We start from the raw sequence: 15,935 nt of genomic DNA, 5'->3' as shown, positions 1-15,935 counted from the left end.
TATTTAAAAAATATCTTCTTCGAGTATTCCTTTTTCAAAATCTTCCCTGAAGAAGTTTTCAATGTCAATGAGATAGTTTTCATAGTCCATCTCAGCATTTTCGATATCGCTCCATTCTATCGTATAGAGATCTTCATTGAAGAGTATATCGGTATTGTGATCTGGTGTTTCCATGTTTTGTGGGGTAAGGTGTTGGTTATATTTTTTTGAACATATTTCAGGCTGTTCAGCATAGGAGAATGTCGAATTCAAAGGCTTTTAAAAGTTTTTTAGGATTATTGTTTTGTGTCTTTCTTATACTCCAAAGGTAGTGGGGCAAAGCGACAAAACTTGACGTGTTTTAAAAAGATTTTTTAATTTTTAAATATAATCTTAATAGCTTATATGAGGGGTTTATAAGGCAAAAAGCTTATATTTTATTTTTGATGAGTTTTTGAACAATCTGGTTCAAAGTTTCTCTGTGATCATCAATATAGCTCAATCCGGCTTGTATCAGATTCTCAATATTTGATCTTCTTACATTATCCATTGCGGGAGACGCATTTTTCAGTGAAGGATTCAAACGGTAATAGTTTTTTTGATTTCTAAGTCCCAGTGTCTGAAACATCTGTTCCAGTTGATAATCCACTGTTTCTGCGTTGGCAGACATCAAAATGTCAACGATTGGACTTACCCAGCCAATTTTTCCAGCTTTTTCCAGTTTTTTAAAAGAATAAGGTCTTGCTTCAATTCCTGTTCCGATAGAGACAATGATCATATCATTTACGCTTGGGTGATTGGCTTTCTGATGGTTTTTTAAAACTTCTGCGAAAGGAATCTTTCTTGCCTCTGCATAAGCACAAAGCGCTGGATTATTAGCAAACATTCCTCCATCAATCAAGCTGAAAATCTGGCCATACATGGATTTAATCTGAACAGGACTAAAATACGTAGGAGCTGCTGAAGTAGCTCTGCAGATATCTCTTACATAGAAATTATCTGTGCTGAGGTTGGCTTTCCACGAGTTGAAAAGTTTTGCTCTTCTGTTCTCTATGTCATAACTTGTTATTAAACATGGTTTTATTAATTCTTTTAATTCTAAATTTCCAAAGAAATCATTTAAGTTTTTTTCAAGAGCTTCCTGAGAAATTCTTTCATTCAATAATCCGAATGGATTGACCAGCTTTTCCCAAAAGGAAACCTGGAAGATGTCGCCGCCCTTTTCAGCATATAATTCCAGCCCTTTTTGAATGGAATATTTTGCTTTTCGGGTTTCATCAGGAGAGAGAATAATAGAAGCAATCAGACCGCCGGTACTGCTGCCCGCTACCAGATCAAAATAATCTCCGAGCTTGGCAGTCGGCTTATCATAATACTGAAGCTGCTCTTCTATGTAACGCAGAATAATGCAGGTTACAATTCCCCTTATTCCACCTCCGTCCAAAGAAAGAATGGTTGTCTTTTTCATGTGATATTTTTAATGGTTTGTTAAAAGGACACATGCAATCTTAAATCTACAGAACCTCATTGAGTAGTCATAAAATGTTGAGATTCCATATTGAGATTTCATTGCTTTTTTGTTGTTTTCTTATAAAGCAAAGGTAGTCTGAGGAGGCGACAGAACATGTCGTATTATATTTAATTTCAAATAAATGATACTAAAAAATAACGTAATTCTGCTGGTCTTTTGGCATCTTCAAAAGAGTTCTCCAACTGGTTTTTACAGGACCTTTTTTAGAGGGGATATTCTTTTTTTCGAAGTGGGGAAGGTCTTTAAATGTTTTCCAGTTTCCACCCCAGTCCCAGCCGTGACGGGCAAAAATTTTTACACACTCGTACCAGTCTGCAACTTTGTCATTGTCCCAGTCCTTTGCGGTGTCCCAACTTGCTGTTTTTCCATCAATCATCAGGCAGATGTCTACAGCAAGTCCATAATTGTGGATGCTTTGCCCTGCCTTTGCATTGGTTACCTTTTTTCCTGAAGTAATTCTTCCGATGGCATAAAGTTTTTCCTGCTCTTCAAAAGATCGTAATCCCTGAGTGATTCGTATCTTAGCTCTTCCGGTAAGGGCTTCGTCACATTCCTGTATAATTTGCTTCACTTCATCTCTTACCAACGGGTGAAGTTTCTGAATCCTTTCTAAGGTTACTTTGTCCATATTTCTTATTTTGTTATAGAACAAAAGTATAGCGCAGAGACGACGAAACTTGACGTGTTTTATTTAAATTTTGTTTAAAATTCTATAACATTCAGCCTTAGGCAAAAAACATAATATGAAAAGAGATTTAGCAACAAGTAACTCATCTGTACATCCAAAAAATGAGAAAAAATTGCTTTTAAATTTTTAAAAATCAAATAGAAGTAGTAAATATGATGGATAAAACACAATAGTAAATGCATACGATCCTACCTTTTTTATTGGCCATGGTGGCAGCCATTGTACTGCTCAATATGTGGGCTACAAAATTAAAAATTGCTTATCCTATTTTGCTCGTTGTATTCGGGCTGCTTGTTAGTTTTGTACCAGGTCTTCCGGTTGTAAAGATCAATCCGGATCTTATCTTTTTTATATTTTTACCTCCTCTTTTATTTGAAGCTGCGTGGTCTATTTCCTTTAAAGAAATGAAACGATGGTGGCGCATTATCGGAAGTTTTGCCTTTTTAGTAGTCTTTTTTACAGCGCTGGCAGTGGCAGTGACTGCCAATTATTTTATTCCCGGATTTACACTTGCTCTCGGGTTTTTGCTGGGTGGTATTGTATCTCCGCCTGATGCCGTAAGTACAGGAGCGATTATGAAATTTGTAAAAATACCGTCCACTACTTCTGCCATTCTGGAAGGAGAAAGTTTATTGAATGATGCTTCTTCATTAATTATATTTCGTTTTGCTTTGATTGCTGTAGGAACCGGACAATTTATATGGCAGGAAGCTTCATTAGACTTTGTATGGATGATCATCGGAGGAGCAGGAATTGGCTTACTATTGGCATGGATCTTTGTACAGGTTCATAAAAGGCTCCCTACAGAAGCTTCTTCGGATATTGCTTTAACGATTATTGAACCTTATCTGATGTATTGGATAGCAGAACAGTTTCATGCTTCCGGAGTTTTAGCTGTGGTTTGCGGAGGTTTGTATATGTCAGGCAAACGATTGATATTTCTCAACAGTACCAGCCGAATTATGGGCTATAGCGTATGGCAGAGCTTTGTATTTATTTTGAATGGTATCGTTTTCTTAATCATCGGACTTGAACTTCCTGAAATTGTTGGTGGGCTTCGGTCAGAAGGAATTCCTTTGAGAATAGCCATTCAATATGGAGTACTGGTGACCGGTATTCTGATTGCCGCCAGAATCATAAGTTCTTATGCTGCTATGCTGGCTACATTGATTTTCCGACCAAGTGTCGCTCCCCGTGCTTCTTCGGCAAGAAGACGCCTGTTGATGCCTTTGATGCTTGGATGGACGGGGATGAGAGGTGTTGTTTCATTGGCTGCTGCACTTGCCATTCCGATTACCCTTGAAAACGGACTTCCTTTTCCCAACAGAAATCTTATCCTCTTCATTACTTTCGTGGTGATTCTTCTTACATTACTTGTACAAGGACTTACCTTGCCATACTTCATCAAATATGGACATGTATTTGATGATTTTACCGACGAAGAGAAAGATAAAAAGGCCAGGGAAGAAATAAAACATCAACTGAAACAGCATGTTTACCATTTTCTTAAAAATAAGCATGAAAATGAACTGAATAGCCATGCAGGATTAGAAAGAATGCTGAAACAATGGGAAGAAAAGATTCAAACCAATAATACTGAATGGATGAATGAAAAGACCAAAGATATCTTTTTTGAAATGCTGGAAAGTCAGAGACAGTTTCTTTCAGAATTGAATAAAGATATTTCTGTCAGCGAAGAAATTATCCGCCATCAGCTCTATCAGCTCGACCTTGAGGAAGAACGATTAAGAATGATTTGATCTATACCATAATTTCTGTTTTTGAAAACAAAATTATAGCGCTAATGCGACAAAACATGTCGTATTATAAAATTTTATTCATTTGTTTTTCAGAGTGTTAAATATGATGTTAATTGTGACTTAAAAGATTATTTTATTCTTTAAAAACTATAATTTTGTATAGATTTTACTATGCAATTGTCATGTACGCTCTGGTAGATTGTAACAATTTTTTTGTTTCCTGTGAAAGGACTTTAGATCCTGATCTCGAAGGCAAACCCGTTGTGGTTCTTTCCAACAACGATGGATGTGTTGTGTCCAGAAGTAAAGAAGCAAAAGACCTTGGAATTCCTATGGCTGCTCCTGCTTTCAAGTACAAAGAGCTATTTCAGAAACATGATGTGAAAAGTTTTTCTGCAAAATTTGAACTGTATAATTATAAAAGCCAGCAGGTTATTAATATTGCCAAATCGTATGTCATTGACCATGAGGTTTACAGTATCGATGAGCTTTTTCTTGATTTGACAGGATTTAAATATATTGATATGTATGAATATTGCCTTAAGATCAGAAATGAAATTGATGAGAAAGAAAATATTCCGGTAAGTATAGGAATTGCGCCCACCAAAACATTATGTAAAGTGGCAAACAGAATCGTAAAAGAATTTCCGAATAATTTTAAAGGGGTGTATATTCTGGATACTCCTGAGAAAATTGAAAAGGCTCTGAAATGGCTCAACATAGGAGATGTATGGGGAATTGGAAGAAGGCTTGCTGCCAAAATGAACGATAGTGGGGTGTATAAAGCGTGGGATCTTCTTCAGAAACCTGAAATGTGGGTTCGAAAAGTGATGGGAATTCATGGCGTAAGAATGATTCATGAATTGAGAGGAATTCGTCAGCTGGAACTGGATGCTCCTTCTCCTAAAAAATCTATCGCAGTGACCCGAAGCTTTATGCAGATGCTTACAAAAAAAGAAGAAGTACGGGAAAGAGTAGAAACTTTTGGAATGTATTGCTCGGAAAGACTCAGAAAGCAGAATACCTGCTGTAAAATGATAACCGTTTTTGTACAAACGAACCGATTCAGAAAAGATTTACCTGAATACAAAAATGCAATGACCAGAATTCTTTCAAATCCTACCAATTCGTCCATTCTGATCGGAAGAGTGGTCAATGAACTTTTTGAGGCCATTTACAGAGAAGGGTTTCATTATAAGAGAGCAGGAGTAATGGTGAATGATTTTGTTCCCGAAGATCAGAGACAGATCGGTCTTTTCGAAGAAGATATTCAAAACCAGCATCTTCCTGTGATGAAAGCTATGGATGCCATGAACAGAAAATTTGGAAAAGATAAAGTACGCCTAGGAAGTATGAGTGGAGAAAATACTTTTGGACGTGCAAAACTCTCCCCGGAGTACGAGGCATTTTTGAAAAATAATACATTACCGGAAGCGAACTTCAGATTTCATTAAAACCTATTTTTAATTCAAAAAACTTTGCTTATTTTCCGCTTTCATTATTTCTTATTGAATGGAAAATAAATGTACTGATATCAATAATTTATTAGAAAAACTGTCTCTGGAAGATCTTTCCGGGTATGAATTTGTGGATTATTGGGATGCAGATACTACAGCTTTAGGACTGAAGAAGGGCAATGTTCTTATCTATATTTCAGCATACGACTATTATAAAACCAATAGCTATGATATCATTATTGAGGAACTTGAAACAGGAGCAATATTGAAATCGGAAGATAATAGATCATACGATGAACTTATTAATGACATTCAATTTTTTCTGAAATAATATTTTTCTTCAAAAAACATAAATTCCTTAAAAATTTCTATTGAAATAAGGTTTCGATTTTATTTTAAATAGTAAAATTCCGTATTTTGATAATGTAAAATATTGCGCTATTTCATTGTTTGTCAATTAATTATGTATTTGTGGTAGATGTAAGGCTGTTGCAGGAGATCTGCTTTTACATTTATCTTTGGCCAAGAATTGTACACGTTTTAAAACCACAAATTACATGAAAAATCTAAGTATTTTGATGAAGGGAATACTGTTTCCTTTGTGCTTATCGATAAGTTATTCAAAAGCGCAGGTAGGTATTAATACTTCAAACCCTCAAGCCACTTTCCATGTGGATGGAGCAAAAGATAATCCCTCATCCGGAGCTCCATCCTCTATCCAAATAGCCAATGATGTTGCTGTCACTTCTGCCGGAGAAATAGGGATTGGAACCTTAACGCCAGCTGTTAAAATAGACACCCGTTCAGCAACAAATTCAGACAACTCAATCGGAATAGGAGAGACCAGCCAGACCGCCTCAGCAGCAGGTGGAGGTGCTGTAAGATATAATCCGCTGAATGGTGGAAAAATGCAGTATTCTGATGGTGTGATATGGCAGGACCTTATTTCTTCCCCTACCAAAGCAGTAGTTGTTGCCAATCTTCAGGCAGCCAACTTTGCGGTAAAAATTCCTTATCAGTTTTCTACAGGTGTTGCGGGATGGACGGAAGTGTCCGATCCAACAGGGAATTTTACTCCCGGAACAGGCGTTTTTACAGCGCCAAGAACCGGAGTGTATCTTATTTCTTTTACCTATGACTTTGTAAGAATTCCTATCGTTTCAGGCTACTTTTCAGAAGCAAGATATGTTGTGAATGGAAACACTACGGTAAAGAAATGTGTGAAATCTTACTCCAATATTTCAAAACAGGCACAGGTGGCCGGATCGTGTGTTGCCGGAGTTCAGCTGAATAAAGGAGATACGCTTCAACCCTATATCTATCAGTCTGTTTATAACGGAAACCTGAGCCTGAGAACAGATACATCTTCTGCAAGCAATGAATATGGCTTTGTAAATCTTTCTATTTTAGAACAATAACACATTTGAATATGAGAAAAATATTAGGACTGGCTTTGGTCATTTGCTGTGGCATAGGGATGAAAGCACAGATAGGAATCAATATGTCTTCTCCGGAAGCAACTGTACATATAGACGGTCAAAAAAATACCACTGTTTCTATACCTTCCAGCTACTACGATGATGTTGTCATTACCCAATCTGGAAATGTAGGGATAGGAACAAAATCTCCCAAGACAAGGTTTGACCTGAGATCAGGAGAACGTTTAAATGCAATAGGAATCGGAGGAACTTCACAGGCTGCTTCTGCTGCAAAGGCCGGAGCGATGAGGTATAATTCCGGAACTCAGGATCTGAGCTATTCTAACGGGACAACCTGGGTAACGCTGGCTCATAAAGCTCCCAATGATTTTGTGGATGCTGAAAATGCTTCCATACAAAGTTTCAGTGATGGAATACAGACAGCTGTTATCGGCTGGACTAAGAAAACAGATGTGAATAGCAGTTTTAATGCAGGTACAGGAACTTTTACCGCTTCAAAAACGGGGGTGTATATCGTGTCATTTTCCTTTTCACTGGCTTCCGGAAGCATTGCAAATGATTCAAGGTATGAAACGCTTATCCAGACTAATTCAGCCTCTTCTTCAACCAATAAGGTATTCAAATGTGTAGGAAGTTACCCTGGAAACAACACCATCGGAAATCGTGTTGCAGGAAACTGTTCCGGGATTTTTAACCTGAATCAGGGAGATAATATTACCGTAAGCCTGAATCAGAAACTTGGAAGTTCAAAAACACTGGATACCGATTCTACACTGACTTCTCTAAGTATTTTCGGATTATAAAAAGATACATGATGAAAAAGAATTGTTTACTGATTTTAATGACTTTAAGTTTCCAGTGTGCATTTTCACAAATTGGAATCAATACCCCAAACCCGCAAGGCATTTTACATATTGACGGGCAGAAAGATAATCCTTCTTCCGGATCAACATTTACTCCAGCTCAGCAGGCTAATGATGTTCTTGTAAACAATGCCGGGAAATTAGGAGTAGGAACTTTAAGCCCGGCCGTAAAAGTAGATGCCAGAAATTCCGGAAACGGAGCGATTGGTTTTGGAACTTCTACTTTAACAGCTGTTGCAGCAGATGAAGGAGCAGTACACTACAACAACGGAGTGGAATATTCCAACGGGAATGAATGGCTTCCTTTGCTGACAGCTCAGCCTGCCAGTAATAAAGTAATTGTGATTGCAGCCAAAACAACGAATAACGTGAAGCTTGCAACCCCAGCCACACCAACCGTAACTGCCGGTTTGCAGAACAGGGCGAGTAATTATCTGGTAGACTGGAGTAAAACCTTTGAAAGTAACTCCGGTACGACTTTCAATGCCGGAACGGGTATTTTTACAGCACCCAGAAACGGAATTTATGTAGCCACTTTCACCACGGACCTGGCTCCGCTGGCCATTAATTATACTACAGATCCTTTAAATCCTATTCAGATAGAAGCCATCTGGCAGCTTTATGATAGTACAACAGGATTGGCTGCTGCCAATATTGTCAATACAGTGAAATGCGCCAATACCATGTCCTCAAACAGTGTCGGAAATATTGATGCCGGAAGTAACTGTACCGCTTCATTCTATATGACGACAGGACAGAGGCTGATGCCTTACATCTGGTTTAATTTAAATAATTCAAACGTTGCGAATTTCTCGCTTAATAATACGGGAGGTTATAATAATCTTACCATAGCAGAACAGTAATCAGGAGATCTCATCAAGGGTTTTAATAAAAGCCGAAGGATGCAGCCCTGTGATCTTTTTGAACTCAAGGGAAAAGGCACTGTGAGAGGAATATCCTGTGATTTCAGCAAGATGATTGATCTTATATTTTCTATATTGAGGTTCGTTTTTCAACTGGGTGACAATATAATTGATCCTTAGATGATTAATGTACTGATTGAAATTGAATTTTTTATGTTTCTTAATAACCGTTGAAAGGTATTTTGTGTTGATATTCAACGTATTTGCAAGATTGTAACGAGAGATGTTTTTGTTGTTAAACTCAAGGTTTTCTTCAAAAATTCTTAATCCGTTTAGTATGTTTTCCTCTACTTCAGGCGAAATTTTTATTTCTATCGGGGTAGAGGTGTTTTTTGTCTGAATATCTTCAGAAGCTTCCTGCGGATCTTCCTCATAAACAACAGGTGAAATCCCATCTTTGTAAATTTTAGCAACTGCTTCTTTATGTATTTTTCGCAGACGAAGGGTATTGAAAATAACGGCCCCTAAAACAATAATCAGAGTAAGACAGGCAATAATAAGTCCTTTTGAAATGCTGTGGCTTTTGTTGAGCTGTTGATGAAAGCTTTCCTCTTTTTTGGATAAAGTTTTGTTGACGGCCATGGCTTTGTTGTAAGCAATGTTGTCTTTTAAGGTAAGGTTTTCAATTTTATATTTTTCCGTATTAGACTCGTCGTGGAGCTGGGCATATGCTTCTTCAAGGTTCTTGGTCACCTCAATCTTTTTTTCATTAAAACCATACTGATCTACAATGGCCAGAGACTTCTGAAAGTACAGCACTGCACTGTCTGGTTTATTCTGTTTTGAAAAAGAAAATCCGATATCATTAAGAATGTTGGCCTGAAGATAATAATTGCTTTCTCCTACTAATGAAAGAGCATTGGCAAAATAATATTTGGCTTCCCTGAATTTTTTTACTTCAGATAAATTATAACCCATATTGGTGTAAGCAGAAATCAGCAATTCATTTCGCCTGGCAGTATTTTTTAGCTTCTGAAATTCCTGAATGGCACTTTTAGAATAAAATGCCTTCTCTTTATACTGATCCTTATTGAGAAGAATCAAAAAAGAATTAAAGATCATGCCTTTCAGTTCATGTCCTTCTTCCGTATTATTGGTTTTTACTTCTGCCAGGGCATTTCTAAGACTTGTAGAAGATTCTTTAAGCAATCCGAGCTTTGCATACTGAGTTCCCTGCATTCTATACGCCAGTGCCTTCCCAATGCTGTAATTGCTTTGCGTAGCTATTTTAAGTGCCTTATCTGCAAAATCAAGACTTTTTTCAGCATCTGATTTTAAATAGCTGTTGAAAGACTTTAAATAATAAGCCTTTGCAAGAAATTCCTGGTGGTTTCTTCTCTGGGCAGAATCAATGATCTTATTCAGAATAATTTCTGAGCTGTCAGGATTTTTAGAAGAAAGCATGCGGGCATACTTGTACTGTCCCTCAAAATCAAATGATTGAGCGAGTGTAAAAATTGAAATAATAAGGAAGAAAAAGAGAATAATTTTTTTCTTCATTGTGTGTGTTTTTTATTTTTTCTGGTACTTCCAGTTGCGGCTTTTACCTTCAGCAATCCATTCCAAAGACTGTTCCAGTCTCTTATTTCTGGTAGCTTCTGTTTTAGCCTCGGAAACCCATGCAATATACTCTTTTCTGAAAGAGGGTGAAGCTTTTTCAAAAAAATCTTTTGCTTTTGGCTGGGCATTTAAAGCATTCTGAAAATCATCAGGAATTTCCATTTCTACTTTTGAAGGAGCTGCTTTTTTCATGGTAACGCCCATATCCGTAAGCTCCATAGCTTCTGTAATTGTCTTTTTCAGCTGAGGTTTGGAGGGAAGATCTCCGACCTGCGTAATTTTTCCTAAACTGAACATCGAATTTTTTTCAATATCCTGAGTGATCTCCTGCATGGTTTTCATTTCCTTTTCCAGCCAGAATCCAAAAGTACAGTGCTGCTTGAAAGAAGCCATAGCACAAAGATTTTTCCCTTTATAGATAAAATGGGGAAAGCTCCACTTCATGGTTTCTTCGGCATCAGGGCAGAATTCATGAACGATTTCACGAATGTAATGTAGTATAGGTTTTGCAAAATCCTGTGATTTTTCAATATATGCATCAATTTTTGGACTGTATTTCTCCATCGTTTTTATTGGAATAATTGTACAATTTCATTAACAAGGAATTTTACCTGATCAGGTCTTCCTCTGTCATTTTTAGGGTTGTTGGAATAGCTTCCGGTTTTTACAATAACCATATTATGCTCCGGAACCATAATGATATACTGACCCTGTAATCCCAGGAAATAGTAATGTTTGATAGGGTTGTCATGATTGATCCAAAGTCCCATTCCATAAATGTTTTCAGACTTTTCAGTAGGAGTTCTCATCTGTTCAATGAAATCTTGATTGAGGATTTGCTGATCTCCCGCTTTTCCGTCATCCAGAAATAACTGCCCCAGCTTGGCAAAATCTCTTGCATTGGAATGAATACAGCAATAGGTTTTTTCCATTCCATAATCATCTGTAGTCCATTTAGCATTCTGTTCCATTCCCAAAGGAGCCCAGAACTTTTCTGATAAATAAGTTGCCAATGGTTTATCAAGAGCTTTACGCAGGGCAAAACCAAGAAGTTGGGTAGAACCGCTTTGATATTCAAATCTGACTCCGGGTTCTTCTTTGAATTTCCTCGAGAATACAGCTTTTACAAGGCTTTTTCCATAATAGGCTTTAGCATTGGGAAGAAAAGGATTGTTGTAGTCTTCATTCCAATCTAATCCTGCTTCCATTTGAGCTAAATTTTTAAGAGTAACCTGATTTCCGAAGGGTTTATTTTTAAATTCAGAATAAAAATCGGAGAACTTTTCATCAATAGATTGAATAATTCCTTCTTCCAGTGCTTTTCCCAAAAGCATCACAGTCACTGCTTTTGCCATAGAAAAAGAATTGGTCTGTGATAACTGGTTGTAGCCATCCCAATATTGTTCATGAAGAATTTTCCCGTTCCTTATCACCACCAAAGCTGCTGTTCTGGAGTGTTTTAAGTTTTCAACTAAATATTTAGGTAATTCTGTTTTATTGTAGTCAGCATCCTCTTCCCAGAGCCTGGGCTCTTCTGTCGCAATAGGGTTGCTGGGGAAAAGATCTCCATCGTCAATGTATGCACTTGACTTTCCTTTAAGGTAGGTTTTGGAAATACCACTAAATAAATAATCATATCCAAAAAAATAAGCTGCTGCTGCACCTGCTACAGCTCCACCTATCATATACTTTAGTATTCTCATTTTTTCATGAATGGGTCTTTAACAAATTTAGAATAATTTGGTTATAAAATTTAAAATGAATCAGCAAATAAGTTATTTTTGTTCTTATTGAAGAAAACTATGACCAGAAAACTTTTTGTATTGGGGTACTTCCTATTTTCAATCATGGGAATAGCTCAGATTTATAAACCAATAGATACTGCAGATTATATACAGAGAAAAGCATTTTTAAAGAGTTTTGAAGGAAATAATGAAGCAACTGTAAAGAGATTAAAGTCTCAATATTCCGGGAAAACAGGTTCTGAATTATCCAAAATTTATAAAGAATTCGGAACTGATTTTGAAAAACAGGTGAAGAATAAGGATTTTATCTTTAAATCTGAATTTGAAATCAGTATACAGTCTATGATTCAACGTCTTAAAAAGAATAATCCTACAATTCCTCAGGACCTGAAAATTCTGATTGCAAAGGACAACACACCCAATGCCTATTGTCTTGCTGATGGAACCTTTGTCATCAACATGGGGCTTTACAGCTGGCTGAATAATGAGGAACAGATTGCTGCGGTGATTGCTCATGAGCTGGGACATAAAATAGAGGAACATTCCCTGAAGACTTTTTTGAAAATTATCGAACAGGATAAACAGGATAAAGTGGTGGTACAGAATATAAAATCTACTACAACAAGCAGAAGCCAGGGCCAAAATCAAAAGGCTTTCGATATTTTTAAAAATACAGCCTACAAGAAAGGAGTAGAAAGAAGACAAAGCGAAATGCAGGCGGATTCTCTCGGATATGTCATCTTTAAAAACAGTGATTTCAAGAAAGCAGAATTTGTCAACGCTCTTCAGAGATTACAGGATTTTGATACCATTTCACCAAGAGAATTGAAGGTAGAAACGTATAAAAAACTATTTAATCTTCCCAAGCAGGCATTCAATGAAAAATGGATGAAGAAGGAAGATTTCTCTTTGTATAATTATAATTTCTATAAAGAAAAGCTGAACAAAGATTCTCTAGCTTCTCATCCTGAAGTTTCCAGAAGACTAGAAGTCCTTAAGAAGACTTTTGCAGAGCTTAAAACTCCTGTTAGTCCGGAAAAGCCCTCAGATCTGTTTTTAACATTAAGAAAAACGGCGAGGATGGAGATCTTACCCAATTATTTCCATTCAGAAGATTATGGTTTAGGAATCTATGCTGCCATGCAGTTTTTACAGGATGAAGAGGAAGAAAAATATTATAAAAGCTGGTTGGGAAGATGTTTTTCCAAAATATATGAAGCAAGAAAAAACTATAATCTGAACCGATATCTGGATCGTATAGAACCCAAAAATCAAAGTGAGAGTTACCAACAATTTCTGAACTTTATGTGGAACTTAAGCCTTGATGAAATAAAGAATATAGCAGACTTTTATCAGGCAAATGAGATGATAGCAAAAGTAAACTGATTTTCATTATGAATAATTGGAATATCAATAGGAACGGGCTTTAGCCCGTTTTTAAAATAATAGAAAATTCTATGGGCTTTAGCCAAAACTTAAAAAGAAGAATCCTGATGCAAATCAGGATTCTTCTTTAATATTAGTAGTTTAATTTCTCCAGACGGATCTTATTAAACTTTTCTTTTTCATTATACTCACGAAGCAGGATGTAGCCTTCTTTTCCAACGTATGGCGTTACTGCATAATTGTCTTTTTCAGAAATTGGAATAATCTCCTGTTTGAATTTTCCATCAATAATGGTATTGATAAACAAATTCCATCTTTTCTGCCTGGTTACCTCGTCTTTTTGATAGTCACGATAGAAAAATACTACGTCTTTTCCACCGTTGAGGTATTGTGAGAAGAGATAATCGCTGTTGACCCATTTTGATTTTTCCTTTTCAAAAACCTGAACATTTTTCACTTTGAAATCTTTATCCGTGTAGATGTACACAAGGTCGGTGGTTTTCGGAGCGTTGTATTGTCCTGCCGGTTTGTATTTTTCGGATAAAATACCCACACTTCCATCATTCATAAAGTACATATCTTTGGTCTGAAGCATGTAACCGCTTTCTACCATTCCATATTTGTCGACCTTTGGAAGAAAAGCAGAAATATTGGGTTCATAATTGATTGCTTTCATATCTACTGAAAAATCAGATTTGTTAAGGATCATCCTTGCAAATCCTACAGATTCTGCATCATCGTAGTTTCTTCCCAACAGAACTACTTTATCATCAAAAGTTTTATCATTATCAAGTTTTCTGTAGTTGGAGTAGAAGGATTCAATATTGTCTATTGTCTCATCAGATAATCCTGTAATCGGTTTGTTGGATGTTTCTTTTCCCGTTTTCATGTCAAGAACCATCAGATTGAATGTCTTCTGCTTGTCATTCACTTTCTTCAGGATACAGTACATATAATTTTCGTCTCTTTCCAGAACGGATAAAGTGGTATACAGTTTTTTACTTCCGTCAGTGTTGTATTTGTATCTCCAGATTTCCTTTTTGTTGTCATCAAATCTCATGAGGCTGTTGCTGTTTTCGTACTTCCCGTAGTCTTTGTATTCAACAGCAAAATAACCACCTTCTTTCAGTTCTCCTACCGCAGAAACGTAGTTGTAGCCTTTCTCTTTTTTCTCATCACGGTTTTCCTTACGTTGTTCTTTCCAGCTTTTCGGCTCGTTGATCTCTTTGAAACTACCGTTTTCCAGATAATCATAATATATTTTTCGGGTAATAGAGTTGGTTTTCGGATCTATTACCATAGAAACCGGAGTAAATACTTCTTTGCTTTTCACAAGAGAATAATCCATCATGGAAGGCTTTAAGATAATCTGACCTTTAAAATCAACATATCCCAAATAAGAGGCAGCCGTGATATCTCCTTCAAACTCTTTATTGGCAACAGGATTGAGGTTTTTGTCCAGGATAACATATTCAAACTTTTTGGTTTTATCACCGGATTTTCCGTAAGAATATAGAGAAACGTAGCCGTAAAGATTGTCTTTATCATCAAATAGAGCATTCATTCCCACGTGATCGCCTGCAGCGAGAGTTGTGAGGTCCTGAGTTTGAGAAAATGCAAATGTCTGGATGAGCCCAAACATCATCAGCGTTATTTTTTTCATGGTTAAAATTTGAGGGATAAAAGTAATAAATTAACCCTTATGTTGCGAAAAATAAAAAAGCCCTGGAAATAATTCCAGGACTTGCTATCTAAAATATAAAATAATTAATAGTATTCGTAAAGCCAGTTATGAGTACTTGTTCCATAGCCTGAACTGTCATATGTAGTAACAGCTTTGGTAGGATAGTTGTCTCCGTTAAGCGTGTAAACTGCAGTGATTTTGTTCGTTCCATTGGATGAGCCAGAATAACTCTCTGTTTGATTCAATAGATTATTATAGCCTATTTGACCATCACTCACATCAAATAAATTGATTTTAACAAACCCTTTAATCCCTTTCATCGGACTATTGAAGGTGTCATAAGTATTGGTGATATTGTAGGTAACTCCGTTATACGTATATTTGGCTGAAGCTACATTTCCTGCATTGGTTAAATTAACATCCACCTGTGCAAATATAAGATTGGAATATGTTCCTGTTGCAGGATTATAAGTTCCGCTTTTATACTCATCAAACTGAACATGGGTATCACTGAGATACTGATAGATTTTGGTATAGGTAAGCGTTCCCTGTTCTTTATCAGTAATTTTCTCCGTTGAAAGCCTTCCATTAGAATAGGTGAATTCTCTCATCAGAACCAGAGCGCCACCAATGAACTCTTCTGTTTTTGCAATATAATCTCCACTGTAAGTATAAACAACTCTATCATCATCCAGTGCATTATAAGTTTCTACAAGTTTATCGCCATTATATTTGAATTCAACTACATAGGGCTGACCTCCCGGATTGACGTCAGTTGCTTTTTTTAAGAGATGAAAAGGACCGTTATTATTGTTCTGAGAATTATTGCTGTTGTCTCTGTGGTCGGCCGGATTATCATTAGAGACACAACTTGAGAGCAATGCCACAGCAAGTGATGAAAACATCAGTTTTTTCATGGT

Annotated in this window: 15 protein-coding genes; 7 read left to right on the top strand and 8 right to left on the bottom strand. The window is 36.7% G+C overall.

The annotated features are described in order from the left end of the window. Positions 1 to 3: 3 nt before the first annotated feature. From ACMA47_RS10185 to ACMA47_RS10175, 3 genes are all read right to left on the bottom strand, one after another. A complete protein-coding gene (locus ACMA47_RS10185) occupies positions 4 to 252 on the bottom strand; it encodes a hypothetical protein (RefSeq protein WP_413929702.1) in 249 nt (82 codons plus the stop codon). A gap of 157 nt (positions 253 to 409) precedes the next feature. Further along, entirely contained in the window at positions 410 to 1,447 is a 1,038-nt protein-coding gene (locus ACMA47_RS10180; RefSeq protein WP_253315949.1) for a patatin-like phospholipase family protein, read from the bottom strand. Between the two features lie 190 nt (positions 1,448 to 1,637). Further along, complete coding sequence (locus ACMA47_RS10175; RefSeq protein ID WP_062673190.1) at positions 1,638 to 2,138, bottom strand: M15 family metallopeptidase; 501 nt, start codon at positions 2,136 to 2,138, stop codon at positions 1,638 to 1,640. A 236-nt stretch (positions 2,139 to 2,374) separates the two neighbouring features. On the opposite strand from ACMA47_RS10175, the gene ACMA47_RS10170 reads away from it, so the two are divergent. The 6 genes from ACMA47_RS10170 (at position 2,375) to ACMA47_RS10145 (ending at position 8,580) form a co-directional block, all read left to right on the top strand. After that, the gene (locus tag ACMA47_RS10170) at positions 2,375 to 3,958 is read left to right on the top strand and encodes a Na+/H+ antiporter (protein WP_413929701.1); all 1,584 of its coding nucleotides are present in this window, start codon (positions 2,375 to 2,377) and stop codon (positions 3,956 to 3,958) included. Between the two features lie 155 nt (positions 3,959 to 4,113). After that, positions 4,114 to 5,412 (top strand): DUF4113 domain-containing protein, encoded by a 1,299-nt coding sequence (locus ACMA47_RS10165; RefSeq protein ID WP_413929700.1) that lies wholly within the window; start codon positions 4,114 to 4,116, stop codon positions 5,410 to 5,412. A 58-nt stretch (positions 5,413 to 5,470) separates the two neighbouring features. Further along, positions 5,471 to 5,746: a hypothetical protein gene (locus tag ACMA47_RS10160; RefSeq protein ID WP_413929699.1), complete on the top strand. Its 276-nt coding sequence runs from the start codon at positions 5,471 to 5,473 to the stop codon at positions 5,744 to 5,746. 226 nt (positions 5,747 to 5,972) lie between these two features. Beyond that, complete coding sequence (locus ACMA47_RS10155) at positions 5,973 to 6,833, top strand: hypothetical protein (protein WP_413929698.1); 861 nt, start codon at positions 5,973 to 5,975, stop codon at positions 6,831 to 6,833. An 11-nt stretch (positions 6,834 to 6,844) separates the two neighbouring features. Next, a complete protein-coding gene (locus ACMA47_RS10150; protein WP_413929697.1) occupies positions 6,845 to 7,657 on the top strand; it encodes a hypothetical protein in 813 nt (270 codons plus the stop codon). Positions 7,658 to 7,665: 8 nt separating this feature from the next. Further along, positions 7,666 to 8,580, top strand: a complete 915-nt coding sequence (locus ACMA47_RS10145) for a hypothetical protein (RefSeq protein ID WP_413929696.1) — start codon at positions 7,666 to 7,668, stop codon at positions 8,578 to 8,580. On the opposite strand, the gene ACMA47_RS10140 is transcribed toward ACMA47_RS10145, so the two are convergent. Genes ACMA47_RS10140 through ACMA47_RS10130 form a run of 3 tightly spaced genes read right to left on the bottom strand, consistent with a single transcriptional unit; the run spans position 8,581 to position 11,903 of the window. Then, a complete protein-coding gene (locus ACMA47_RS10140) occupies positions 8,581 to 10,140 on the bottom strand; it encodes a helix-turn-helix domain-containing protein (protein ID WP_413929695.1) in 1,560 nt (519 codons plus the stop codon). It abuts the gene before it with no gap. A gap of 12 nt (positions 10,141 to 10,152) precedes the next feature. After that, entirely contained in the window at positions 10,153 to 10,764 is a 612-nt protein-coding gene (locus tag ACMA47_RS10135; protein WP_413929694.1) for a YdeI/OmpD-associated family protein, read from the bottom strand. A gap of 5 nt (positions 10,765 to 10,769) precedes the next feature. Continuing rightward, positions 10,770 to 11,903, bottom strand: coding sequence for a serine hydrolase domain-containing protein (locus ACMA47_RS10130; RefSeq protein ID WP_413929693.1), 1,134 nt, complete (start codon positions 11,901 to 11,903; stop codon positions 10,770 to 10,772). Between the two features lie 99 nt (positions 11,904 to 12,002). On the opposite strand from ACMA47_RS10130, the gene ACMA47_RS10125 reads away from it, so the two are divergent. Next, on the top strand, positions 12,003 to 13,331 hold the full coding sequence (locus tag ACMA47_RS10125) for a M48 family metalloprotease (protein ID WP_413929692.1): 1,329 nt from the start codon (positions 12,003 to 12,005) through the stop codon (positions 13,329 to 13,331). 133 nt (positions 13,332 to 13,464) lie between these two features. Here ACMA47_RS10125 and ACMA47_RS10120 read toward each other — a convergent pair whose 3' ends face one another. Together ACMA47_RS10120 and ACMA47_RS10115 are read right to left on the bottom strand one after the other, a co-directional pair. After that, positions 13,465 to 14,994 carry a hypothetical protein gene (locus ACMA47_RS10120; RefSeq protein ID WP_413929691.1) on the bottom strand — a complete coding sequence of 510 codons (1,530 nt, stop codon included), beginning with the start codon at positions 14,992 to 14,994 and terminating at the stop codon, positions 13,465 to 13,467. Positions 14,995 to 15,098: 104 nt separating this feature from the next. Then, entirely contained in the window at positions 15,099 to 15,932 is an 834-nt protein-coding gene (locus ACMA47_RS10115) for a hypothetical protein (protein ID WP_413929690.1), read from the bottom strand. Between the last annotated feature and the right edge of the window lie 3 nt (positions 15,933 to 15,935).

This window comes from Chryseobacterium sp. T20, from assembly GCF_047345655.1.
Classification (GTDB): domain Bacteria; phylum Bacteroidota; class Bacteroidia; order Flavobacteriales; family Weeksellaceae; genus Chryseobacterium.
Note: the sequence above shows the minus strand (reverse complement) of the source record. Positions and strands in the feature narration are given on the sequence as shown.

Coding starts and splice junctions, on each gene's coding strand:
- ACMA47_RS10180 (WP_253315949.1), bottom strand. CDS start 1,447: ATGAAAAAGACAACCATTCTTTCTTTGGACGGAGGTGGAATAAGGGGA.
- ACMA47_RS10175 (WP_062673190.1), bottom strand. CDS start 2,138: ATGGACAAAGTAACCTTAGAAAGGATTCAGAAACTTCACCCGTTGGTA.
- ACMA47_RS10170 (WP_413929701.1), top strand. CDS start 2,375: ATGCATACGATCCTACCTTTTTTATTGGCCATGGTGGCAGCCATTGTA.
- ACMA47_RS10160 (WP_413929699.1), top strand. CDS start 5,471: ATGGAAAATAAATGTACTGATATCAATAATTTATTAGAAAAACTGTCT.
- ACMA47_RS10155 (WP_413929698.1), top strand. CDS start 5,973: ATGAAAAATCTAAGTATTTTGATGAAGGGAATACTGTTTCCTTTGTGC.
- ACMA47_RS10150 (WP_413929697.1), top strand. CDS start 6,845: ATGAGAAAAATATTAGGACTGGCTTTGGTCATTTGCTGTGGCATAGGG.
- ACMA47_RS10145 (WP_413929696.1), top strand. CDS start 7,666: ATGATGAAAAAGAATTGTTTACTGATTTTAATGACTTTAAGTTTCCAG.
- ACMA47_RS10140 (WP_413929695.1), bottom strand. CDS start 10,140: ATGAAGAAAAAAATTATTCTCTTTTTCTTCCTTATTATTTCAATTTTT.
- ACMA47_RS10135 (WP_413929694.1), bottom strand. CDS start 10,764: ATGGAGAAATACAGTCCAAAAATTGATGCATATATTGAAAAATCACAG.
- ACMA47_RS10130 (WP_413929693.1), bottom strand. CDS start 11,903: ATGAGAATACTAAAGTATATGATAGGTGGAGCTGTAGCAGGTGCAGCA.
- ACMA47_RS10125 (WP_413929692.1), top strand. CDS start 12,003: ATGACCAGAAAACTTTTTGTATTGGGGTACTTCCTATTTTCAATCATG.
- ACMA47_RS10120 (WP_413929691.1), bottom strand. CDS start 14,994: ATGAAAAAAATAACGCTGATGATGTTTGGGCTCATCCAGACATTTGCA.
- ACMA47_RS10115 (WP_413929690.1), bottom strand. CDS start 15,932: ATGAAAAAACTGATGTTTTCATCACTTGCTGTGGCATTGCTCTCAAGT.